Source organism: Streptomyces viridifaciens, from assembly GCF_001888885.2.
Classification (GTDB): domain Bacteria; phylum Actinomycetota; class Actinomycetes; order Streptomycetales; family Streptomycetaceae; genus Kitasatospora; species Kitasatospora aureofaciens.
The window spans coordinates 941,748-962,222 of the sequence record NZ_CP090840.1 but is presented as its reverse complement, the minus strand read 5'-3'; the positions used below and the strand labels follow the sequence as shown (position 1 = coordinate 962,222).

At 71.9% G+C, this 20,475-nt stretch carries 20 protein-coding genes and 1 pseudogene; 13 read left to right on the top strand and 8 right to left on the bottom strand.

Translation table 11 applies throughout. The features are described from left to right. Nucleotides 1–41 precede the first annotated feature (41 nt). Entirely contained in the window at nucleotides 42–638 is a 597-nt protein-coding gene (locus BOQ63_RS04435; RefSeq protein ID WP_072653435.1) for a DUF6939 family protein, read from the bottom strand. A gap of 387 nt (nucleotides 639–1,025) precedes the next feature. On the opposite strand from BOQ63_RS04435, the gene BOQ63_RS04430 reads away from it, so the two are divergent. The 3 genes from BOQ63_RS04430 to BOQ63_RS04420 all read left to right on the top strand — a co-directional run bounded on the left by BOQ63_RS04430 (nucleotide 1,026) and on the right by BOQ63_RS04420 (nucleotide 3,671). Then, the gene (locus BOQ63_RS04430; protein ID WP_072653434.1) at nucleotides 1,026–1,892 is read left to right on the top strand and encodes a helix-turn-helix domain-containing protein; all 867 of its coding nucleotides are present in this window, start codon (nucleotides 1,026–1,028) and stop codon (nucleotides 1,890–1,892) included. Further along, nucleotides 1,889–2,794, top strand: coding sequence for an aldo/keto reductase (locus tag BOQ63_RS04425; protein ID WP_030556107.1), 906 nt, complete (start codon nucleotides 1,889–1,891; stop codon nucleotides 2,792–2,794). Before BOQ63_RS04430 ends, BOQ63_RS04425 begins: the two co-directional genes overlap by 4 nt. A 79-nt stretch (nucleotides 2,795–2,873) precedes the next feature. Continuing rightward, a complete protein-coding gene (locus BOQ63_RS04420) occupies nucleotides 2,874–3,671 on the top strand; it encodes an alpha/beta fold hydrolase (protein WP_072653433.1) in 798 nt (265 codons plus the stop codon). Nucleotides 3,672–4,060: 389 nt separating this feature from the next. Here the strand turns inward: BOQ63_RS04420 and BOQ63_RS04415 are convergent, their stop codons facing one another. Then, nucleotides 4,061–4,384, bottom strand: coding sequence for a hypothetical protein (locus tag BOQ63_RS04415; RefSeq protein WP_072653432.1), 324 nt, complete (start codon nucleotides 4,382–4,384; stop codon nucleotides 4,061–4,063). Between the two features lie 148 nt (nucleotides 4,385–4,532). After that, the gene (locus tag BOQ63_RS04410) at nucleotides 4,533–4,985 is read right to left on the bottom strand and encodes a DUF6210 family protein (RefSeq protein WP_072653431.1); all 453 of its coding nucleotides are present in this window, start codon (nucleotides 4,983–4,985) and stop codon (nucleotides 4,533–4,535) included. A gap of 230 nt (nucleotides 4,986–5,215) precedes the next feature. Between BOQ63_RS04410 and BOQ63_RS04405 the strand changes: the two genes are divergently transcribed. The 3 genes from BOQ63_RS04405 (at nucleotide 5,216) to BOQ63_RS04395 (ending at nucleotide 7,994) form a co-directional block, all read left to right on the top strand. Continuing rightward, nucleotides 5,216–6,760, top strand: a complete 1,545-nt coding sequence (locus BOQ63_RS04405) for an amino acid adenylation domain-containing protein (protein WP_454130597.1) — start codon at nucleotides 5,216–5,218, stop codon at nucleotides 6,758–6,760. 11 nt (nucleotides 6,761–6,771) lie between these two features. Beyond that, the gene (locus tag BOQ63_RS04400; protein ID WP_072653430.1) at nucleotides 6,772–7,179 is read left to right on the top strand and encodes an Imm7 family immunity protein; all 408 of its coding nucleotides are present in this window, start codon (nucleotides 6,772–6,774) and stop codon (nucleotides 7,177–7,179) included. Nucleotides 7,180–7,607: 428 nt separating this feature from the next. After that, the gene (locus BOQ63_RS04395; protein WP_072653429.1) at nucleotides 7,608–7,994 is read left to right on the top strand and encodes a hypothetical protein; all 387 of its coding nucleotides are present in this window, start codon (nucleotides 7,608–7,610) and stop codon (nucleotides 7,992–7,994) included. An 85-nt stretch (nucleotides 7,995–8,079) separates the two neighbouring features. Here BOQ63_RS04395 and BOQ63_RS04390 read toward each other — a convergent pair whose 3' ends face one another. Genes BOQ63_RS04390 through BOQ63_RS04380 form a run of 3 tightly spaced genes read right to left on the bottom strand, consistent with a single transcriptional unit; the run spans nucleotide 8,080 to nucleotide 11,311 of the window. After that, nucleotides 8,080–8,484 (bottom strand): DUF6009 family protein, encoded by a 405-nt coding sequence (locus BOQ63_RS04390; RefSeq protein WP_030556097.1) that lies wholly within the window; start codon nucleotides 8,482–8,484, stop codon nucleotides 8,080–8,082. After that, entirely contained in the window at nucleotides 8,481–10,211 is a 1,731-nt protein-coding gene (locus BOQ63_RS04385; protein ID WP_078656756.1) for a DNA primase family protein, read from the bottom strand. Before BOQ63_RS04385 ends, BOQ63_RS04390 begins: the two co-directional genes overlap by 4 nt. Continuing rightward, entirely contained in the window at nucleotides 10,208–11,311 is a 1,104-nt protein-coding gene (locus BOQ63_RS04380; RefSeq protein ID WP_454130596.1) for a bifunctional DNA primase/polymerase, read from the bottom strand. Before BOQ63_RS04380 ends, BOQ63_RS04385 begins: the two co-directional genes overlap by 4 nt. Before the next feature lie 1,546 nt (nucleotides 11,312–12,857). On the opposite strand from BOQ63_RS04380, the gene BOQ63_RS04375 reads away from it, so the two are divergent. Together BOQ63_RS04375 and BOQ63_RS04370 are read left to right on the top strand one after the other, a co-directional pair. Further along, nucleotides 12,858–12,992: a hypothetical protein gene (locus BOQ63_RS04375; protein ID WP_360334216.1), complete on the top strand. Its 135-nt coding sequence runs from the start codon at nucleotides 12,858–12,860 to the stop codon at nucleotides 12,990–12,992. Next, nucleotides 12,989–13,360, top strand: coding sequence for a hypothetical protein (locus BOQ63_RS04370; protein ID WP_030556091.1), 372 nt, complete (start codon nucleotides 12,989–12,991; stop codon nucleotides 13,358–13,360). Before BOQ63_RS04375 ends, BOQ63_RS04370 begins: the two co-directional genes overlap by 4 nt. A gap of 87 nt (nucleotides 13,361–13,447) precedes the next feature. On the opposite strand, the gene BOQ63_RS04365 is transcribed toward BOQ63_RS04370, so the two are convergent. Beyond that, nucleotides 13,448–14,404 (bottom strand): alpha/beta hydrolase, encoded by a 957-nt coding sequence (locus tag BOQ63_RS04365; protein ID WP_167395651.1) that lies wholly within the window; start codon nucleotides 14,402–14,404, stop codon nucleotides 13,448–13,450. Nucleotides 14,405–14,827: 423 nt separating this feature from the next. On the opposite strand from BOQ63_RS04365, the gene BOQ63_RS04360 reads away from it, so the two are divergent. Then, complete coding sequence (locus tag BOQ63_RS04360; RefSeq protein ID WP_072653427.1) at nucleotides 14,828–15,514, top strand: 2'-5' RNA ligase family protein; 687 nt, start codon at nucleotides 14,828–14,830, stop codon at nucleotides 15,512–15,514. Nucleotides 15,515–15,659: 145 nt separating this feature from the next. On the opposite strand, the pseudogene BOQ63_RS04355 reads toward BOQ63_RS04360, so the two are convergent. Continuing rightward, nucleotides 15,660–15,834, bottom strand: a pseudogene (locus tag BOQ63_RS04355) (RNA polymerase subunit sigma-24); the annotation flags it as partial. A 205-nt stretch (nucleotides 15,835–16,039) separates the two neighbouring features. Here BOQ63_RS04355 and BOQ63_RS04350 point away from each other — a divergent pair. From BOQ63_RS04350 to BOQ63_RS04335, 4 genes are all read left to right on the top strand, one after another. Further along, nucleotides 16,040–17,023 carry an aldo/keto reductase gene (locus BOQ63_RS04350; protein WP_030556083.1) on the top strand — a complete coding sequence of 328 codons (984 nt, stop codon included), beginning with the start codon at nucleotides 16,040–16,042 and terminating at the stop codon, nucleotides 17,021–17,023. Between the two features lie 411 nt (nucleotides 17,024–17,434). Then, complete coding sequence (locus BOQ63_RS04345) at nucleotides 17,435–18,712, top strand: ABC transporter substrate-binding protein (protein ID WP_072653426.1); 1,278 nt, start codon at nucleotides 17,435–17,437, stop codon at nucleotides 18,710–18,712. After that, entirely contained in the window at nucleotides 18,709–19,641 is a 933-nt protein-coding gene (locus tag BOQ63_RS04340; RefSeq protein WP_033351319.1) for a carbohydrate ABC transporter permease, read from the top strand. Before BOQ63_RS04345 ends, BOQ63_RS04340 begins: the two co-directional genes overlap by 4 nt. Then, nucleotides 19,638–20,471, top strand: a complete 834-nt coding sequence (locus BOQ63_RS04335; RefSeq protein ID WP_072653425.1) for a carbohydrate ABC transporter permease — start codon at nucleotides 19,638–19,640, stop codon at nucleotides 20,469–20,471. Before BOQ63_RS04340 ends, BOQ63_RS04335 begins: the two co-directional genes overlap by 4 nt. Nucleotides 20,472–20,475 lie beyond the last annotated feature (4 nt).

Below are 20,475 nucleotides of genomic sequence, written 5' to 3'. Positions count from 1 at the left end.
TGTTCGCGCTCGGGCGAAGGACAGAGTCTCTCTCGGATCGGTCATGGGGTTCGATGGCTGAGGCTGCCGGGAGCGTCGGGGTCGTCTTCGTCGTCCTCGGTGGGCCAGCGCCCTTCTATGTGCAGTTGGATGAGCGCGGCGTGGGAGAGCGGGGTGGTGGGGTCGGTGACGTCCCCGTTGGTGGTGTAGTCCAGGAGCACGACGTCGCTCCCGGTCCTGAGCTGCTCGACCAGGTCGGCCACTCGGTGCTCCAGGATCCACCGGTAGGCCGGCAGGTAGATCCGGCGCCGGGCGGTTTCGTAGGGCAGCAGCCGGTCTCCGTCCAGGCCGGTTCGGTGGCCTTGGACGGGGCCGTACCGGCGGACCGTCCGCTTCAGGCCCTTCATCGTGGTGACTCCGAGCTTCGCGGGGTCGACGTCGGAGTCGTGGAAGACCTTGAGGGCCTGCCAGATACCCTCCACCGACTGGCTGGTCACTCCGTCGGAGAAGGGGACCGGGATGCCGCCGTGCGGAAAGAACGGGCTGAACCGCACCCACGGCTCCGGTGCCTTGGAGGTCACGTCGATGATCTCGGCGCCGGGAAAGGCCGCGATCAGTGACGCCATTGCGCGGCGGCGGCTGGCAATACGGATCGACATCTGAGGCCCCCTGGGTCGATAGCAACAACCACCGAGCATCCCCGATGCCACTGACAGTCCAGCCGCCCATGGATCCGGGGGAACTGATGGACAGCCGGCGCCGGCATCGGCCAGGGCGCGACTCCCCCGGCTTCGATTTTCCGCGGAAAATCCGGACCAGCCGCTGGCCAACCGTGCGGACGGCTGCCGACGGCACGGTGGCGCGCTGTGGTCGGCTGCCGCTGCCGCGCCGTCTATCGGTCGTCGTCGAGCCGCGGAATTTTCCGCGGAAAATCCGAAGCCTGTCGACCGACGGAGCCGAGGCACGCAGCTGGTCTGTGGCCGCAGTCCCGGGTGGGTGCACCGCACCCACGCCCCGACCCGTGCGGTCGGTCTAGCGTGGCGGACATGGAAAGCAACAACGAGTTCGGTGAGTACCTGCGTGCTCGCCGCGCGATGATCACGCCGCGGGACGTCGGGCTGTTCGACGGCGGGGAACGGCGAGTGCCGGGCCTGCGACGGGACGAGGTGGCGCTGCTGGCCGGGGTGAGCACGGACTACTACATCCGCCTGGAGCAGGGCCGTGAGCGCAACCCGTCCGAGCAGGTGCTCCGGGCGATCGCCGCGGCACTGCGGCTGGACGGTGCCGCGGCGGGTCACCTGTTCCGGCTCGGCCTGCCCGTCTTCGCCACGGAGGCCGCGGCACCCACCGTCGCCCCGGAGCTGGTGCGGCTGATGGACGGCATGCGCGACGTGCCGGCCTTCGTGGTCGGCGCGGCACAGGACGTGCTGGCCGCCAATGCGATGGCGCGCGAGCTGTACCGCGGGTTCACCCGGTACGACAACCTGCTGCGGATGATCTTCCTCGACCCGTTCGCGCGGGAGTTCTACGTCGACTGGGACAAGGCCGCGCACACCGCGGTGGGCAACCTGCGGGCGTCCTCCTCGCAGTTCCCCCAGGACGAGCGGATCGAGCGGATCGTCGGCGAGCTCGGCGTGCGCAGCCCCGCCTTCACCGGCCTGTGGGCACGCTACGAGGTCCGTCCCCGCACGCAGGAGGACAAGCACTTCCGGCACTCCGGTGTGGGTGAGGTGCGGCTGCACTTCGAGGCGCTGGCCGTCACCAGCGCCCCGGGCCAGCACCTGTCCGTCTACAGCGCGGAACCCGGCAGCGCCAGTGCCGATGCCCTGGTCCTGCTGCGCCGACTGGCCGAACAGGGCCCGGCTCCCACCGACCAGGACTCCCCCGCAGAGGAAGAAGACGCCCGATCATGACCACCGCCCTGTTCGACACCGCCGGCACCTTCAAGATCGCCGGCAAGGAAGTCAGCCGCCTCGGCTTCGGCGCCATGCGCCTGACCGGGCTCGGTGTGTGGGGCGAGCCCGCGGACCGCGACGAGTGCGTCCGCGTGGTGCGCCGGGCCGTCGAACTCGGCGTGCAGCTGATCGACACCGCGGACTCCTACGGCCCCCACGTCAGCGAGGAGATCATCCGGGAGGCGATCCACCCCTACCCCGACGACGTGCTCATCGCGACGAAGGCCGGGCTGACCCGCAACGGCCCGGACACGATCAGGACCCGCGACGGGCTGGTACGCCTGGGCCCCAAGGCGTGGCCGCCCCTTGGGCGCCCGGAGTACCTGCGCCAACAGGCCCTGCTGAGCCTTCGCCGGCTCGGCCTGGACCACATCGACCTCTTCCAGCTGCACCGCGTCGACCCCCAGGTCCCGCTGGAGGACCAGGTCGGCGAGCTGAAAGGGCTCCAGGACGAGGGCAAGATCGTCGCGATCGGCCTGTCCCAGGTCACCGTCGACCAGATCGAGCAGGCGCGCGCGATCGCGGAGATCGCCACCGTCCAGAACCGCTACAACCTGACAGACCGCAGCTCCGCCGACGTCCTGGAGCACTGCACCCGCCACGGCATCGGCTTCATCCCCTGGGCGCCGGTGGCCGCCGGCGAGCTCACCCGCCCCGGCGGGCCGGTCGACCGCATCGCCGCCGCCCACGACGCCCGGCCGTCCCAGGTGGCCCTGGCCTGGCTGCTCGCCCGCTCCGAGGTCGTGCTGCCCATCCCCGGCACCTCCAAGGTCACACACCTGGAAGAGAACCTGGCCGCGGCGACGCTTCGCCTGACCGACGTGGAACTCGGCGAACTCACCGACGCCGACGCCACATGATCTCCCCTCGGGACTGGGCGCTGCCCTTCACACCGGCCGGCCCTCCCCCACCCACCCACTGAAGAAGGCACCTCGCACCATGCTGCTTCCCTCCACCCAGGCAGGCCGGGGACGGCCCGTCGTCCTGCTCCACGCGCGGCCCACCGACCGCACCATGTGGAACGCCCACCTCCCACTGCTCGCCGAGGCGGGCGTACGGGCCATCGCCCTGGACCTGCCCGGCCACGGCGACGCGACCGTGCCTGACCGCCGCGTGGTGGCTCCCTGGTCGGACGTGCTCGACACGCTCGACCACCTCGGGGCCGACCGCTTCGTACTCGCCGGGAACTCACTGGGCGCCCTGGTGGCACTCCAAGTCGCCGTCACGGCACCCGAGCGGGTGGACGGCCTGGCACTGGTCGGGTACCGGCCCCACGACCAGCCCGCCTCCCCACGGCTGGACGCCGCCTGGGAAGCCGAACGGACGGCACTGGCCGCCGGCGACCTGGAGGCCGCGGTCAAGGCCGGCGTCGAGGCGTGGACCTCGACCGGAGCCACCGAGGAGGTACGCACCCACGCCGCCCGCATGCTCCACCGCCAGCTGACCGAACAACTCACCCACGGCGAACCGCCGCAGGCGACGGACCCCCTCGGCACGGGCCCGGCGGCGCTGCGCGCGCTCAGGGGCGTGGCCGCCCTGGTCGGCGTGGGCGAGCACGACATGCCCGACTTCCACGAAGGCGGCGAGAGCCTGGCCCGCGACCTCGGCGCGGGCCGGATCACCGTCATCCCCGACGCCGGACACCTCGCGCCCCTGGAACAGCCCGCGGCGTTCTGCACCCTGCTGCTGGACTTCGTCCGCCGCCTCCCCCAGCAGTCGTCGCCCGCGCACAGGTAGCACCCGCCGAGGTAGCAGCCGCCGAGGTGGTCCGCCGGTCGCGGACCCAGGTACTGGTCCCTCGCCGCCTCGGCGACCGATCCGGGCTGTGCTCGTAGGCATCTGCGGTGCACTCGCACCACTCCCCCACGCCGACCGGCGCGCTCCGCTCCCGAGCAACCCTTCGGCAGGCTTGCTCCGGGGATCTCGTCGTCCGTCACCCGGCGACCGTAGGGAGCGGCCCGGACAACCCGGCCGTCGCTCGATTTTCCGCGGAAAATTCGCGCCCGCCGTCCGGCCAGCGGACGGCTCGTCCGCGATGGGCAGTCCGCGGGGCCGGTGGGTCACGAATTTTCCGCGGAAAATTCGGAGGCCCTACGGAAGGGGTCGCCGAGGTGGTGGGGGAGTGGTCAGTGGTACCGCACCTCCCGTACCGCAGGGCCGCGCCGGTGGTCCCGGATCAGGAGCGAGCCGAGGCCGGGAGGCGCGGAGCACAGTGGGCCGTGCAGGTCCAAGCTGTCGAACTCCGTGGGGAGGGTGACGTCCGGTCCGATGTGCGCCGGGGCTTCGGCGTTCGCCGCGTGGAGCGGGCCCTCGCCCAGAACGGAGAGCACGTTCGCACCCAGTGGCGGGTCCTCGGGTCCGACCGCGAAGAACATGTGCAGGCGCTTGCGTACCAGGGCACCGGACTCGGGCGCCTCGATTCGGATGTCGCCGTACGAATGCTCCGCCATGGGACGACGCTATCTGCGGCGCCGGGGGAGCGGGGCGCGAACCGTCCGAATCCTCCTGGGAGCGACATCCCTCGAACCGGGGCCCGGGTTCTGCGGCTCGCGAATTTTCCGCGGAAAATCGGTCGCCGGAACCCGGACCGGTCGGCGGCTAGTCCGAGTTCTCCCAGACCAGTACGCCCGGGCCGTCAGGCGTGATGACCGGGATCCAGGCCTCTGCCGCCTCCGACAGCCGGGACTCATCGAGGATGAGCGACGGCGGGCGGAGATCGTCGCTACGGCCGGAGCCGTACATCCCCAGGGAGTCGACGGCGGTCCGCAGTCGGTCGAGCACCCCGGCTGGCCACTCCCGGCCGCGCATGCCGTAGCCCTTCAGCTCGCCGACGAAGATCTCGTTCATACCCTCGTCCAGGTCCGTTCCGTAGAGCGGGACGAGGTAGCCCTCCTGCTCGTACTGGGCGCAGGCGTAGCCGCCGCACTGGTTCTGGTAGACGACGCCGGTGGGGGCCGCCACGATGACGAACATCCAGCCGCCGCCGCATCCGTCCGGGTCGAGGTAGACGTAGCGCTTTGCCGGTGTCGCGTCGTGGGACTGGTCCGTCATCAGGTCGGTCTCCGGTGTGGGTGGGGGATGGTCGGCGGCCTGGGCGGCGGCGGAGCCATCGAACCTCGGATGGCGTCCACGGAACCACTGGATTTCGGTGGGAGCGGAGTCCGGCGGCGGCCGGATCCGGCCGCCGCCGGACTCCGGAATTTTCCGCGGAAAATTCGGGGGAGCGGGAGCGGGAGCGAGAGCGGGCCTCCCGCCCACGCCGCGTGTTGATCATTGCGACGATGTTCCTATGTCCTCCTCACCTCTCCCCGACCTGTGGCTGCGCGGCGTCGCCGCCAACCCGGCCGCCCCTTCTTGAGGTCCTGCTGCGACTTCTCGCCCCGCAGGCGCACACCGCCTGGCCGCTCCTCTGCGGGGAGAGGGCGCTTCCCGCAGAGGTCGTCGAGGCGGTGCTCGCCCACCCCGAGAGGGCGGTTCGCCGCGCCTTCGCCCGTAACCGGTACGCCGATCCCGCTCAGCGCGGGCGGCTGGTCGACGACCCGGATTCCCTCGTTCGCGCGGCCCTGGCCGCAGGCCCCCGTCCGCGCCTGGGGGTGGCAGGGCCTCTCCCCGACGAGGTGCTGGAGACGCTGCTGACCGCGCACAACGACGACTGGTCGGAGCAGCGTCTTACCGCCGACGAGATCAAGGAGGAGCTGGCGTCATCCGGGCAGATCCCGCAGTCGTTCCGTCGCGGGATGCTTCAGCACCCGAACCCGGACCTGCGGGCCCAGGCCACGAGCCTGTGGCTGTGGCTCACCCCCGAACAGCGCGAAACGCTCCTGGCCGACCCGGATCCGGCGGTGTCGGAGACGGCACGCGAGCAGAGCCGGATCCTGGATCCGGCGGCGATGGAGGCGGACCTGCCGGAACCCGACTGCCACCACCGGGCCCTGCTGCTCGTCAACTACGCCGTGTCCCGGGCGGTGGCCGAGCGGTGCCTCATGCAGGGGCGCGATCTGTGGGCGCTCGCTTCCAACCACCACACGCCCGCCGACGTCGTCGCCCGGCTGGCGCACGACCCCGATCCGGAGGTGCGTGAGCGGGTGGCCGCCCGGGCCGACCTGGATTCGGCCCTGCTGGCGGTGCTCTCCGAGGACCCGGACGAGACCGTTCGGACCCGGGCCCGGCTGCAGCCGCTCCCGCGCACCTGGCCGCAGCGCGCCGCGCTCGACCGGGCCTTCGGGCACACGGTCGAGTGCGTCGGCCCGGTCGGCGAGATGTTCCTGGCGCCGGGGACGAGTTGGTACGAGGCGTGCGCGGCGTCGCAAGAGCCCCGGCTGCGCCGGGTCGCCGCGACGTGCGCGTGGTTGCCGGGGGAGTCGGTGCGGCGCTTGGCCGCCGACCCCGACCCGGACGTACGGCACCTGCTCGCTCTCAACCATCCGCTGGCACCGCCGGCGATCGTCCTCGACGCCTTCACCGCCGTACCGCGCCACCGCCCGTACCTGCTGACGCTGCCCCGGCTGCCGCGTACCGGGCTGGGTCACCTCCTCGACCACGCCGACGCGGAGGTCCGCGCCCTGGCCGCCGCCGACCGGACCCTCGCCGAGCCGCCGCTCCGGCTGCTGTCCGACCCGGACCCTGGTGTCCGCCGGGCAGCGGCCGCCAACCCACTGCTTCCGCTGGGGCTGATCTCCTCCCTCCTGGACCGCCCGGAGCTGGCCGAGGGGGCCGCGGCCAATCCGTCGCTGCCCGTCGCACGGCTCCACGAGCTGCTCGACCGCGGCGGACTGCCGGCCGCTGCTCCGCATGGGAAAGCGGCACCAGGTCGGGCCCGGCGGTAGGCTGCCGACCCGTGTTCGAGTACCACGGCTGGATCAACGTTCTGGAGACCGCCGGCGCCGATGACGAGGACATCCGCCTCGAAGAGGGCCGCCTGAACGTCATCGCGGAAGGCATCCAGCAGCGGGTCGAGGAGATCGCGAGCCCCCACCTCCTGGACCTGCGCCGGATGAACGGTGCGCTGTTCCTCCACTTCGGGGGCCAGCGGAACCACCGCGATCCGGAGGTCCTCGACTTCTTCCGCGAGGTCGGCCGCCGGGCGCCGAATTCGTACGGCCTCCTGCACGTGCGCGATGACGAGAACCCGGCTCACGAGAACGAGGTCTACGTCCTCCGGATGGTCCGGGGCGAGGTCAGCGAGCACGCGGAGCCGATGCTGTCTCCTTGCGTCCCCGTCCTCGAGGATCCCTTGCACGGCTGATCGGACAGCGAGACGTGACTGACCTTCGGCACCCCGACCGGCGGGGTCTCGCCCCTGCCGGTCGCTTCAACAGGCGCCGCCGGGGCGCCCTCAACGCACACGCCCGCAGTGCCCTTCGCCCACGTCGCCCTGTTCACGAGGACCGGCTACGGCTCAACTGCCGTGGTGCTTTCCTGCAGTCAGTGCCGCTGCGAGGCGTGTCGCCGGGTCGTCGGCGAGCCGACGGTGCGACCGGCCGGCCGGGATGACGCCGCCGGCGACGCCAGCGACCGACGGCCCCACGGTCGGGCACTACCCCGACTGACTTTTGATCAGGTCAACTTACCGGGGAGCGGAGGTGCCGGACGGCCGTGGAGGCGGGGGAGGGGCCCGGATAGGCTGGAACAGCACGTCAGAGGGCCGTGGACGGCCGGGGAGGGTCCTGGAGCATGGGGAAGAAGAGCGAGCTGGACGACCTGCGGGCGCGGCTGGAGTCGCTGGAGGCGGAGGTCAGTCGGCTGCGCGGTGCGGCTGCGGCGACGGGTACGGCGGCAGTGACCGTCGAGGACCAGCCGGGGCAGCCCCAGTCGATGACCCGTATCGCCGATGCCCTCGGTGTCATGGTCTCCGCTCGGACCGAGGAGCGGACCGGGAAGCGGGCGGAGGAACGAACCGAAGAGCGGACCCAGGTTCTGCGGACCCGCCCCGAGCCCCTGGCGCCCCCGGAGCCCCCGAAAACCCTGGAACCGCGGAACACCCCCGCCCCCGCCCCCGCGCGCAGCGGCGGCCAGTTCCTGGAGAGCCTCCTGTCCGGCCAACCGGCGCTCCAGCAGTAACTGCGCCCGCCGACAAGCAGCCGGACAACTGTGCGGGGGGCGACCCCGAGTTCTCGGGGTCGCCCCCCGCACAGTTCCGGGGCCGTCACGCCTTCGGCAGCGTTATCCCCAGTTCGAGCATGGCCGGTGAGGCCGGCCCGCCCTCGGAACGCTCGGTCTTGTAGCCCTTGACGCCCGGGGCGACGGTGCGCGGGTCCACGGCCTCGGAGGGGGCGCCGGTGGTGTAGAGGCCGTCCGGGTCCTGGTCGCGGTCGTGGGGCAGCAGCCAGAAGACGCGGCGGCGGAAGGTGCCGGAGGCGCGGGAGGACTTGGCGTCGGGGCCGAGGATCGCGTAGCCGACCATGCGGCCGTCGCGGTGGTAGGCCGGGCGGCCGCGCCGGGTGGTGAGGCGGTCGAGCGACTGGCGCACGTAGTCGAGGTCGGTGGTGTCCTCAAGCCAGACGAGATCGGTTTCGTGGGCGAGCTCGGCCGGGTCGATCAGCGCGCTCACGCGTTCTGCTCCTCTGTGTCGTCGGTGATCAGGCCGATGCCCGGGTAGTACTTGCGGCTGTTGGACAGGACCATCTCCTTGGGAGAGGTCATACCCAGTGTCTCGCGGACTCGTGCGGCGAACGCGCGGCCGGATACGGGATTGGCTCCCTCGAAGCCGCACCAACGGGTGTAGGCGCCGAATAGCTGGGACTGTTCGGCACGCATGCCCTCCCCGGTGACGCAGGCCTCCTTGAGGAAACGGCCGACGTGGTCCTCGGTCTCCGCGTACGCCGTGGTGGCGGTCTGGACGGCCTGGGGTCCGGCCAGGTCCTTCTCACCCGCGAAGTAGCGGCGGGCACCGTCGATGAGCCAGGCGAGGATACCGGGGCCCTCCTCGGCGACGAGGACGTGGGCGAGGTTGTCGATCTTGCGTTCCTCGGGGACGACCCGTTCGAACGGGATGAGGCGCATGCGGCGCCAGAAGGCGAAGCCGCCGGTGCCCACCTCGGGGCGGTGGTTGCCGAGCAGCCAGAGCTTGTGGGTGGGTTCGAAGGAGAAGAAGTCCTGGCGCATCCGGCGGGCCTTGATCTTGTCGCCGCCGGTGAGGAGCTTGACCCGGGCCTCGTCGAAGCGGTCGCCGGGCTTGAGCTCGGAGCAGACGATGATGCGGCGGCCGTGGAGTTCGGCGAGGTCGGTGGGGTGGCCGTCGAAGGTCTTGGCCATCAGGAAGCCGGGCGGGGCCGCGTCCGCGTAGTCGCCGAGCAGTTGGATCATGACGTCCAGGAGGACGGACTTGCCGTTCTTTCCCTGGCCGTAGAGGAACGGCATGACCTGGGCGCCGACGTCGCCGCTGATCGAGTAGCCGAGCAGCAGGTGGAGGAAGTCGCGGGTCTGGCGGCCTTCCTTGTCGTCGCCGAAGGTGTCGGTGAGGAAGCGGTCCCAGCGGGGGGTGGGCATCCGGGCGGGGGCGAGCGTGGTGGAGCGCGAGTGGTGGTGGACCTTGGGGTCGGGCGGGACGATGGCGCCGGTGCGCAGGTCGACGACGCCGCCCGGGGTGCAGAGGGCGTAGGCGTCGGCGTCCAGCAGGGCGGCGTTGAGGACCATGCCGGGGGCGGACTTGGCCTGGGCCAGCATGGCGTTCATGCCCGAGGTGGACAGGGCGCGGCGGCGGTGCCGACGCAGGTCGGTGTTGGTGTAGAGGCCGCGGGCGTCGTGGGTGGCGATGCTCTCGGCCATCTCGCCGGCGGCCCACAGGACGGTGTCGTCCTCGTCGAGCTGCCAGCGGTGGGTGGCCCAGCGGTACCAGCCGATGCCGGGAACGTGGCGGTAGTCGCGTCCGTAGAGGTGGACGAAGAGCTTGGCGTTGCCGCGGTCGGAGAGGGAGTCGGGCAGGAGGCCGTGCTGACTCGCCTGCGGACCTTCTTGCCGACCGTCTCTACCTTCTTGCCGGCCCTCTTGCCGAACAGCCTTCGAGCCCGCCTGGGAAACGGGGCCCGCCTGGGCCCGGACGCTCGGCAGTTCCTGGGAGTCGTGGAAGGGCTGGACGGGCGCCTGCGAAGCCGCGCCGGGGCCGTGACCAGGAGCGGAAGCAGGGGCAGGGGCGGCGGGCGCGTCGAGGAGGCTCTCCTGGACGGCGGTGCCGTGCCAGGGGGCCTGCGCGGGCCCGGGGACGGGCGAGTACTCCAGGATCTGCTGGGCAGCGGCCACGGGATCGAAGACCGTCCTCTTGCGGGGGCTGTCGCTCATCCTCGCGCCTTCCCGATGTGCAGTGGCTGCCGGGCTCCGGCCTCAAGGCCGGAACGGATGACGGCGGAGCTCTGCCGGTCCTGGGCGGGACGGGCGGTGCGGGCGGCGTCGGTCAGCAGCCGCTCGGCGGCGGCGTGGGTGAGGTGTCCGGCGGAGACTAGGCCGCCGACGGTGTAGGCGGCGCGGTTGAGCTTGCCGGTGAACCCGGCTCCCTCGGGGATCGTGGCGCAGTCGGTGACGTCCTGGAGGACGGTGTCGAGGACCTTTTCGGCGCCCCGCCTGCCGCCGCCCGCCGCGACCACGGCCTGGCGGGCCCGGTCGGGGACGGCCGGCAGCGGGCTGCCGGGCTGCTGGGGGCGGTCCTTGAGATGGCCGGTGCGGATGAGCTCCTCGGCGAGCCACCGGGGGAGCGGGGCCGGGACGGTGGCACCGGGCAGGGGCCGGTAGGTGCCGCTGGTGGTGACGGTGCTGGGCGCGACGATGTAGCCACCGTGCGCGCGAACGTCGACCTGCCAGGCGAGGGCACGGCCGGTGGAGGAGCCGGTGGAGCAGGTGAAGCGGTGGTGGGCGTCGTCGCGGTACCAGATGTGCAGGCCGCCGGAAGGGGTGCGCACGCGCAGGGTCCCGGCGTCTGCGGAGGGGTCGGGAGCCTTGCGCAGGGCGGCCAGCAGGGCGAGCGTGTGGTACCCGTTCTCCAGGCCCTCGAGGTCGACCCGGTCGTGGATCGGGATCCCGGGCAGGATCCGGTCCCTGGCGGGGACGTCCGCGGGGTGGCTGTCGACGTCGATGACCACCAGGCCGGACGGCCCGCAGGCGACGCCGGTGCCGAAGCCCGGGTTGACCCGCCACCAGGCACTGATGACGTCCTGGTCGGTGGTGGCGGCGTGGAAGCCGTGACACCAGCGACCGACCCGTGGGCAGAGGCACTCGGCGGGGGAGTGCGGGGACTCCTGGCAGGGCTGGCAATTCGCCGGCGGGGTCTTTCTCCCGGGAGCCAGCGGATGGACGGGCCATCCCTGGGCGGCACACCAGCGCGCGACGGCCAGCGCGTCCGGCTGACGCTCCGTTCGGTCGCTCCCCACGGCCTTCGGCGCCGTCACGCTGGTCCCTTCCCCTTGGTTCGGTAGCTGCTGCAGCTCTCGCCCAGCTTCTTCGGTAGCTGGGTAGCTGCCCGGATTTGGGTCGCTTGTTCAGTCGCTGACGGCAAAAAGCCAGGTCAGAGCACTGGAAGGTGCCGGATCAGCGACTGAAGCGACCGAAGTCCAGAAGATAGCTCACACAGACTAGCCGAGCGAGCACATACCGTCCCGGACCGCCGGTACTTGCGAGGAAACTGAGCGACCGAACCCGGGGCCAGCGACCGAGCCGCTTCGGTCGCTGTTTTCGGTCCACCGGCGTTTTCGCAGGTCGGAGCCGATTTTCCCAACAAACAGCGACTGAAGCGACTGAAGCCCGGGTCTATAACGCGCACACGCACACGGGAATGTCTTCATATACCCGACCTTGAGTCGCTTGGGTCGCTGATGGGGTGGGTGCATGTGCTCTGACCTGGGATTTCGTCCAGCGACTGAAGCCCAGCGACCGAAAGCGACTGAGTCTCGCGGGGCCCGTCCCCCGGCGTGTCGCGGGTGTCGGACCCGGTTGCAAGTCGCCGGCTCGGTCGCTTGGGTCGCTTCGGTAGCTCCGGTCGCCGACCGAGGAAGAACCACCGGCGCGCTCACGCGCGCCGCCAGGATCTCCGACCTTGGGTCGCTTCAGTCGCTTCAGTCGCTCGGTCGCTGCCTCCCCGGCAGGAAACCGCCCGGGGCTGGAGGCCCTGACGCCAACTGTCGAGCCAGCTACCGAAGCGACCCAAGCGACCGAAGCGACTCTGGTACGGACATGCCCCCACCACGGACTCGCTCGCGGACGGGAGCGACGGCCGTACCGTCCGGGCTGACGGCATCTGGCCCCGCAGGTCCTGCGGGCGGGAGCGGACGGATTCGAGTACAGCGGGCCGCAGGGCAGGATGCGGAGGTAGGAATCGTCCCCGTCGTGGCAGGGCAGCGACTCACGCAGGTCGGCGGGGAGCACGAGGCCGAGCCGTACCGCGGTCCTCGCGACGGCCTCGGGAGTCGCGGGCAGGCCGAGCTCCGCCAGGCTCGCGGGAACGTGGTCGGCCAGCCAGGCGTCAATAACGCTCCAGGACTCGCTCACCGGGGCGAACACCGGGCTGATGCCGGTACGGGGAAGATCGATCACGGGCCGCAGCCTTCCAGAGCGCTGTGACACGACGACGGCGGCCGCGCGCCACCCGGCGGAGGGCCGGGGCGTCAGTCGGAGCGCAGGATCCGGGAAACGTAGAGGCGCGGTGGTTCCGCGTCCTCGTCCACCGCGTACTCCACCGGCCCCAGGTCCCGGTTCAGCAGCGCCGAATGCGTGCCGGGGCCGGCGGGGCACGGGCAGGCTCAGGTGGGGGGAAAGGAGTTCGCTCACAGATCGACCCACCGACACCGGGGGAGTGGCGTCGCAAGGGCTCGGCCACCGGATGCGCGGGTGATGCCAATGCTGCGGATTCCGGCACGGTCCGTCGGTCGGCCGGGCAGCATTCCCCCGCGTTCCCCCGTGTCTTGGTAGCGCCCGCTACTCACCGCTACGCTCGCGCACATGAAGCAGCTGAGCGCGCGACCGGAGAACGCCGGGCAGGCCCGGGGGACGGTCCTCGAGGCGGAACGCGGCCAGTACCCGGGATGGCACCCGGGCCCGGCCCCCGCCCGTGGCGTGGCGGCGGGCGCGGCGTGATCCTGCGGATCGATCGGGCCTGGCTGCTCGACATCGCCCACCAGTTCGTACCCGGCGACCCGGACGTCACCGACTACGGCACCCTCGCCGCCGCCGTCGCCCGGCACGCCGACGAGGTCATGGGCGTTCCCGTCTACGAGGCCGTGAACCAGCGCGCCGCCGCGCTGATGCACCAGCTGATCCGCGTCCCCGCCCTGGAGTCCGCCAACGAGCACTTCGCTGCCGTCGTGGCCGCCTCCTACCTCAGCGCCTCCGGTGTCATCGTCACCGCCGAGCCCCAACAGGCCGTCGACCTCGCCGCCCGTATCCGCGCCGGGCACGCCGACGTGCGGGAGGCCGCGGCAGTCATCCGCACCTGGTACCGCTGACGGCGCTCCGGACTCCGGCTCCGCTCCGGCTCCGGCTCCGGCTCTGGCTCCGCTCCGGACCGCGACGGGTTCCGCGAGCGGGACTTTTCAGGCGGTGGCGAGCGCGTGCCCCAGGAGCGACATCGCGTCGGGCATCACCCGCCGCCAGAAGCCGTCCGTGTGCTCCCCGTCGGGGAACCGCCCGACCCGCGCTCGCGCCTGCCGGGCGACCTGGCGGGCGGCGGGGCAGAACGGGTCCTCCTGACCGCACCACACGCCGAGGGTGCCGGTCTGCAACTGGTCCAGACGCAGCGTCGGCTCGTGGGCCTGCCAGTCCGTCTCGTCGACGTACCCGCCGGTGGTGCGGGCGTCCGCCCAGGTGCGGAAGACGGCCGGGCTGAGCAGCGCCACGGCGTCCAGGTTGCGGCCGGCCTGGGTGCGTCCGACGGCGTACTGCAGGGCGCCCGATCCGCCCATCGAGATTCCCGTCACGGCACGCGGCGTGGGCAGTTGGCGGGCGTGCAGCCAGCCGGGAAGTTCCTCGCGGAGCATCGCCTGCGGGTCATCGCCGCCGGCGGCTTGCCGGTGCCAGTACGTGGCGTCCCCGCCGTCCACCGCGACGACGGCGAACGGTGGCACACCGCCCTGGACCGCGGCCGCCAGGAACTGGGGAACCCCGAGCGTCACCATGCCCTGTGCGTCGTTGCCGCGGCCGTGCAGCAGGACGCAGACCGGCAGGTTCGTGCTCGCCGCGGCACCAGGCGGGAGCATGGTCACCATCGTGACCTCCCGGCCCCGCGCCGCCGAACGCACCTTCTCGACGCGCACGGGCCCCGGGGCGACGTCCGGGATCCTGCCGTCCGTCCCGGTCATCCCCAGCGCCTTCTTCAGCGTCACCCCACCGGGCACCCACCCGGCGAGCATCCCGCCCCCGGCCGCGGCCCCGAGCAGGGCGCCGCCGCCCGCGACGCCGGCCCCGATCCGCAGCAGCCGCCGCCGTGACGGTGCTCGGTCGTCGGGGGCCGCTGAGGGCCGCTCAGTAGTGTTGTCGGTGTCTGTGGTCATGTCTGTCGGCCTTTCGCCGGTCGGATTCGTACGCGCGGCCGCCAGCGGTCGCGAGCCCTGCTTCCGGAGCGACGTACGGCTGAGTACCACGGGCGCCACGGGCGCCCGTGGCCACTGAGAGCAGTGGCCACTCAGAACCGCGGCATCGGCAACGTGGCGGCGGCGGCCTGGCTGAGCGCAGGCGGATGGCCAGATGTCGGCACGTCCCCCCAGTCGGCCGGCCCAAGCAAAAACGATCATCGTAGTGGACGAGGGATCAGACCACCTGGTTTCCGTTGGCACGATCGTGTGACTCGACCGCTCAACCTCCTCCCACCGATGCCCGATGCGCCAGGATCGGACAGGCCGACCCAGGCCGACCCAGGCCGACCGGACCGAACCCGGCGCCCGAGCCCGGCCGATCCCGACCACGAGGAGGCGGTAGTGAAAGCGTTCCACCCCACCTTCGGCCGGCAGCCGTGGCCCGACGGCGTCCGGGTCCTCCAGGTGTACGCGCTGCCGGATCTCTCCGCCGGATCGGCCCTGCGCACGCTGCTCGGCGACCTGCGCAAGTCACTGGCCGGTTTCCCCGTGGTCCCGGTGCCCGACGACCACGCGCACATCACGCTCGACATGATCACCTCCACGCCGGCCGACGCCATCGGCGAGGCCGAACGCCGCGAACTCGCCGACCGACTGCGCACCGCCGTCGCCGGTACCGGACCGCTCGTCCTCCAGGCGGGATCACCGCTCGCGTACCGCACCGGCGTACGGCTCGACCTCCACCCCGACCACCAACTCGCCGTCCTCCAGCACCGGGTCCGCTCCGCGATCCACCAGGTCTGCGGCCCCGACTCCACCGCCTACCCCCTCGGCGTCCTCCACCTGACCGCGGGGTATGCCGCCGCGGACGTCGACACCGACGAGCTGGCGCAGGTCATCCACCGCGTCCGGCCCGGTCACGCGCCCTTCACGGTGCGCCGGATCGAGCTGATCGAGGTGTACTGGCAACGGGTGCCGGTGGACGGGTCGGACGCCTCGGGCCGACGAATCCGTTGGGACACCGTCGCGGCCGTCCCCCTCGACGACGTGCCCACCGCCGGACTGCACGCCACTTCCGATTCACGCTGAGGGAGCCCCAGCACCGGGCCCGTCCGGCGGATCTTCCCGGGGCCTCATGGCCGGGGACGCGCTCTGCTTCAACCCCGCAGGTCGTGCACGGTGCCCTCGCTGACGGCCCGCAGCTTCTCGGGACTGGCGACGTTGTGCACCGTCAGGACGCGGCCCTGCAGCGCTCGGTCGCGTCCTGCTTGACCGCCCGGTCGCCGGAGAAGCGCGGACGGCGGGCCTGCACGTGCTCGCGCCCGATGGGCGACCTGACGCACCGCCGACTCCGAGCGTTCGACGGCCTCGCCGATCTCCGCGTGGCTGAAGTCGAACACCTCCTTAACACGAACACGGGGCGTGTGGACCCGCTCGGCGAACACGGAGGCGTCGTGGGCGGTGCCGAGCGTGTGAGCGCTGCCCGTCGGCGCCGGGAACCGACTCCGTGCCCGCGACGCTGCCGAGCGCGTGGACGGGGGTGGTGACCTGGGTCACGGGCCGGTTGTGCGGTGCCGGAGGGGCTGTCCCCGGAGGTCGTGAGAGGCTCGTGCCATGGAACAGCGTGTACTCGGCCGCACCGGCCGTCCCGTCTCGATCGTCGGACTCGGCACCTGGCAGCTCGGTGCCGACTGGGGTGACGTGCGGGAGGAGGACGCCCTGGCCGTACTGGAGGCCTCCGTCGAGGCGGGTGTGACGCTCTTCGACACCGCCGATGTCTACGGCGACGGCCGCAGTGAGCGGCTGATCGGCCGCTTCCTGAAGGAGCGCCCGGACGCGGAGGTGTTCGTCGCCACCAAGTTCGGCCGCCGGGTCGAGCAGCGTCCCCAGCACTACCACCTCGCCAACTTCCGTGCCTGGGCGGACCGTTCACGAGAAAACCTGGGCGTGGAGCGGCTGGACCTGGTGCAGCTGCACTGCCCGCCGACGCCCGTCTACTCCTCGGACGAGGTATTCGACGCCCTGGACACCCTGGTGGCGGAGGAGCGGATCGCCGCCTACGGGGTGAGCGTGGAGTCGTGCGCGGAGGCGCTGACCGCGATCGCGCGCCCGGGCGTCGCGAGCGTGCAGATCATCCTGAACGCGTTCCGGCTCAAGCCGCTGGAGCGTGTGCTGCCGGCCGCCGAGGCGGCCGGGGTCGCGATCCTGGCTCGGGTGCCGCTCGCCTCGGGGCTGCTCTCGGGCCGCTACAGCGAGCGGACCGTCTTCGCCCCGGACGACCATCGCACCTACAACCGTCACGGCGAGGCCTTCGACCAGGGCGAGACCTTCTCCGGCGTGGACTTCGCGACGGGCGTCGAAGCGGCACGGGAGTTCGCCGCGCTCGCACCCGAGGGCGCGACTGCGGCCCAGACCGCGCTGCGGTGGGTCGTCCAGCAGCCCGGGGTGACGACGGTGATCCCCGGTGCCCGCAACGTGGCGCAGGCACGGGCCAATGCCGCGGCTGCGGCACTGGCGCCGCTGCCGCCGGCCACGCTGGACGCCGTCCGGGAGCTGTACGACCGCCGCATCCGGCCGCAGGTGCACGACCGCTGGTAGCCGAGGCCCGGCCGCATGCGGGCGGACACCACCGGGGTGGTGGTGTCCGCCCGCCCGGGGATTCATCGCGGGCAGCGCCTCGGTCGTGGTGAAGGTGCGCATCTCCACCACCGGCACCCGGATCTCCTACGCCGACGAGCCCGCCACCGGTCGAACCCCGCCACCGGTCGAACCCCGCCACCGGTCGAACCCCGCCACCGGTCGAACCCCGTCACGGTTCGCCGGTCTCCGGAGGCTGGGCCGTCCGGCTGGTCGACGGCGCGGCACGCGGGGACTCGGCCGGGGCGGCGGGCTAGGGTCGTCGGGGCCGGTCCGCCCCGCTACCGGAGCGCCCCGACGGGAGCGCCCCGCCACGGGAGAACGACTCCGCCCCGCCACGGGAGAACGACTCCGCCCCACCACGGGAGAACGATGCCGACGGTCCCCAGCCTCCGTTCACGGTGGGCGAGTGCCGCCGCCGGGCTGGCCGTGGTCGTGTCCACCCTGGCCGGCTGCGGCAGCGGCGGGCAGAACGGCCCGGTCACGCTGAACTGGTACAACTTCCCGGACGATTCGGGCGCGCTCCAGCAAGCCGCCGACCGCTGCGGGCAGCAGTCCGGCGGGCGCTACACCATCCGGTACGACAAGCTGCCCCGCGGCGCGGACGGCCAACGCCAGCAACTGGTGCGCCGGATGGCCGCCCACGACACCGACGTGGACATCCTCGGTCTGGACGTCACCTGGCCCGCCGAGTTCGCCGAGGCCGGATGGATCCGGGAGTGGACCGGGCAGCTACGCGACCGGGGCACCGCCGACACCCTCGACGCAGCGGTCCGTACCGCGACCTGGCGGGGCCGGCTGTACGCGACGCCGTACAACTCCAACACCCAACTGCTCTGGTACCGCGACGACCTGGTCCGGACCCCGCCCAGGACCTGGGCCGAGATGCTGGCCACGGCGGAGGACCTGGCCCGTGCGGGCAAACCGCACTACGTGGAGATCCAGGGCGCCCAGTACGAGGGACTGACGGTCTGGTTCAACACCCTGGTCGCCAGCGCCGGGGGTTCCGTCCTCACCCCGGACGCACAGGCCCCCTCGCTCGGGCCGCCCGCCGTCGCGGCCGCCACGGTCATGCACGACCTGGCGACCTCCGCTGCCGCCGACCCCTCGCTGCCGAACCAGATGGAGGACCAGAACCGGCTCGCCATGGAGTCCGGCACCGCCGCCTTCGAACTCAACTACCCGTTCGTCTACCCGTCGATGAAAGCCAACCAGCCCGCACTGTTCCCGCACTTCCACTGGGCGCCCTATCCCGCCGTGACGCCCGACCGCCCCGCCGGCGTGACCATCGGCGGGATCGACCTCGCGGTGGGCGCCTACAGCCGGCACCCCGACCTCGCCTTCGAGGCCACCCTGTGCCTGCGCAGCCGGGACAACCAGCTCACCAATGCGCTGAAGGGCGGTCTCCCGCCGTCGCTGCGCAGCCTGTACCGGACCGAGGAACTCACCCGGAGCTACCCCTTCGCCGCCGACGTGCTCGCCGCCCTCGACAGCGCCAGCGTCCGGCCGCAGACGCCCGCCTACCAGAACGTGTCCATCGCCATCTCCCACACCCTCTCCCCGCCCGCCGGCATCCGCCCGGAGAAGGACGTGGCCGACCTCCGCGGGCAGATCCAGGACGCCCTCGGCTCGAAGGGGCTGATTCCGTGACACCACCCACCCGAGCCCGCGACGCCGCCCTTCCGAAGGCGGCCGGGCCCTCCCGGGGCGCCCGCCAGGAACGCAGGCTCGGCCTGCTGCTGTGCGCGCCCGCGGCCGTCGTCATGCTCGCGGTCACCGCCTACCCGGTCGGCTACGCCGTCTACCTCTCGCTGCAGCGCTACGACCTGCGGTTCCCCGACCAGGCGCACTGGGTCGGACTCGCCAACTACGGCGCCGTGCTGACCTCCCCCGTCTGGTGGCAGGCGCTCGGCGTCACCGTGCTGATCACCGTCGTGTCGGTGGCCGTCGAGCTGGCCCTCGGACTCGCCCTCGCCCTGGTGATGCACCGCGCCGTCTTCGGCCGCGGCACCGTCCGCACCGCGGTCCTGGTGCCGTACGGGATCGTGACCGTGGTCGCGGCCTACTCCTGGCAGTACGCCTGGACACCGGGCACCGGCTACCTGGCCGCCCTGCTGCCGGGGGGCAGCGCCCCGCTGACCGAGCAGTGGCCCGCCATCGGCCTGGTCATCCTCGCGGAGGTGTGGAAGACCACCCCGTTCATGGCCCTGCTCCTGCTCGCGGGCCTCGCGCTGGTGCCCGACGAGACCGTCCGGGCGGCGATGGTGGACGGCGCGACCTCCGGACAGCGGCTGCGCCTGGTGATCCTGCCGCTGATGAAACCGGCGATCCTGGTCGCCCTGCTCTTCCGCACCCTGGACGCCTTCCGGATCTTCGACGACATCTACGTGCTGACCGGTGGCTCCAACGGCACCGGCTCGGTCTCGATCCTCGGCTACGACAACCTCTTCACCGCGCTCAACCTCGGCATCGGCTCGGCGATCTCCGTCCTGATCTTCGTCTGCGTGGCGCTCATCGCACTGGTCTTCGTCAAGCTCTTCGGCACGGCCGCGCCGGGCACCGAAGCGGAGCGCCGATGAGCACCCGCCGCACCCGGACCCTGACCGGCTGGGGAATCGTCAATCTCGCGGTCGTCCTCTACGCGCTCTTCCCGGTGTGGTGGATCGTGGCGCTCTCCTTCAAGGACCCCGCCACCCTCACCGACGGCAACTTCGTGCCGCGCACCTGGACAGTGGCCAACTACCGCGGCATCTTCCGGACTTCGGAGTTCACCCGGGCCCTGGTGAACTCGATCGGGATCGCGGTGATCGCCACCACCATCGCCGTCGTGCTGGGCACCATGGCGGCCTACGCGGTCGCCCGGCTGCGCTTTCCCGGCAAACGGCTGCTGATCGGGATCTCCCTGCTGATCGCGATGTTCCCGCCGATCTCGCTGGTCTCACCGCTGTTCGACATCGAGCGGGTGCTCGGCCTCTTCGACACCTGGCCCGGACTGATCATCCCGTACATGACCTTCTCGCTCCCGCTGGCGATCTACACGCTCTCGGCGTTCTTCCGCGAGATCCCCTGGGACCTGGAGAAGGCGGCCAAGGTCGACGGCGCCACGCCCTGGCAGGCGTTCCGTCTGGTCATCGCACCGCTGGCGGCACCGGGCGTGTTCACCACCGCCATCCTGGTCTTCATCTTCTGCTGGAACGACTTCCTGTTCGCCATCTCGCTGACCTCCACCACCGCCGCCAGGACCGTACCGGCCGCCATCGCCTTCTTCACCGGCAGCTCCCAGTTCGAGCAGCCGACCGGTTCGATCGCGGCCGCCGCCGTGGTCATCACGATCCCGATCGTGGTCTTCGTACTGCTGTTCCAGCGCCGCATCGTCGCCGGCCTCACCGCCGGCGCAGTCAAAGGATGAGACC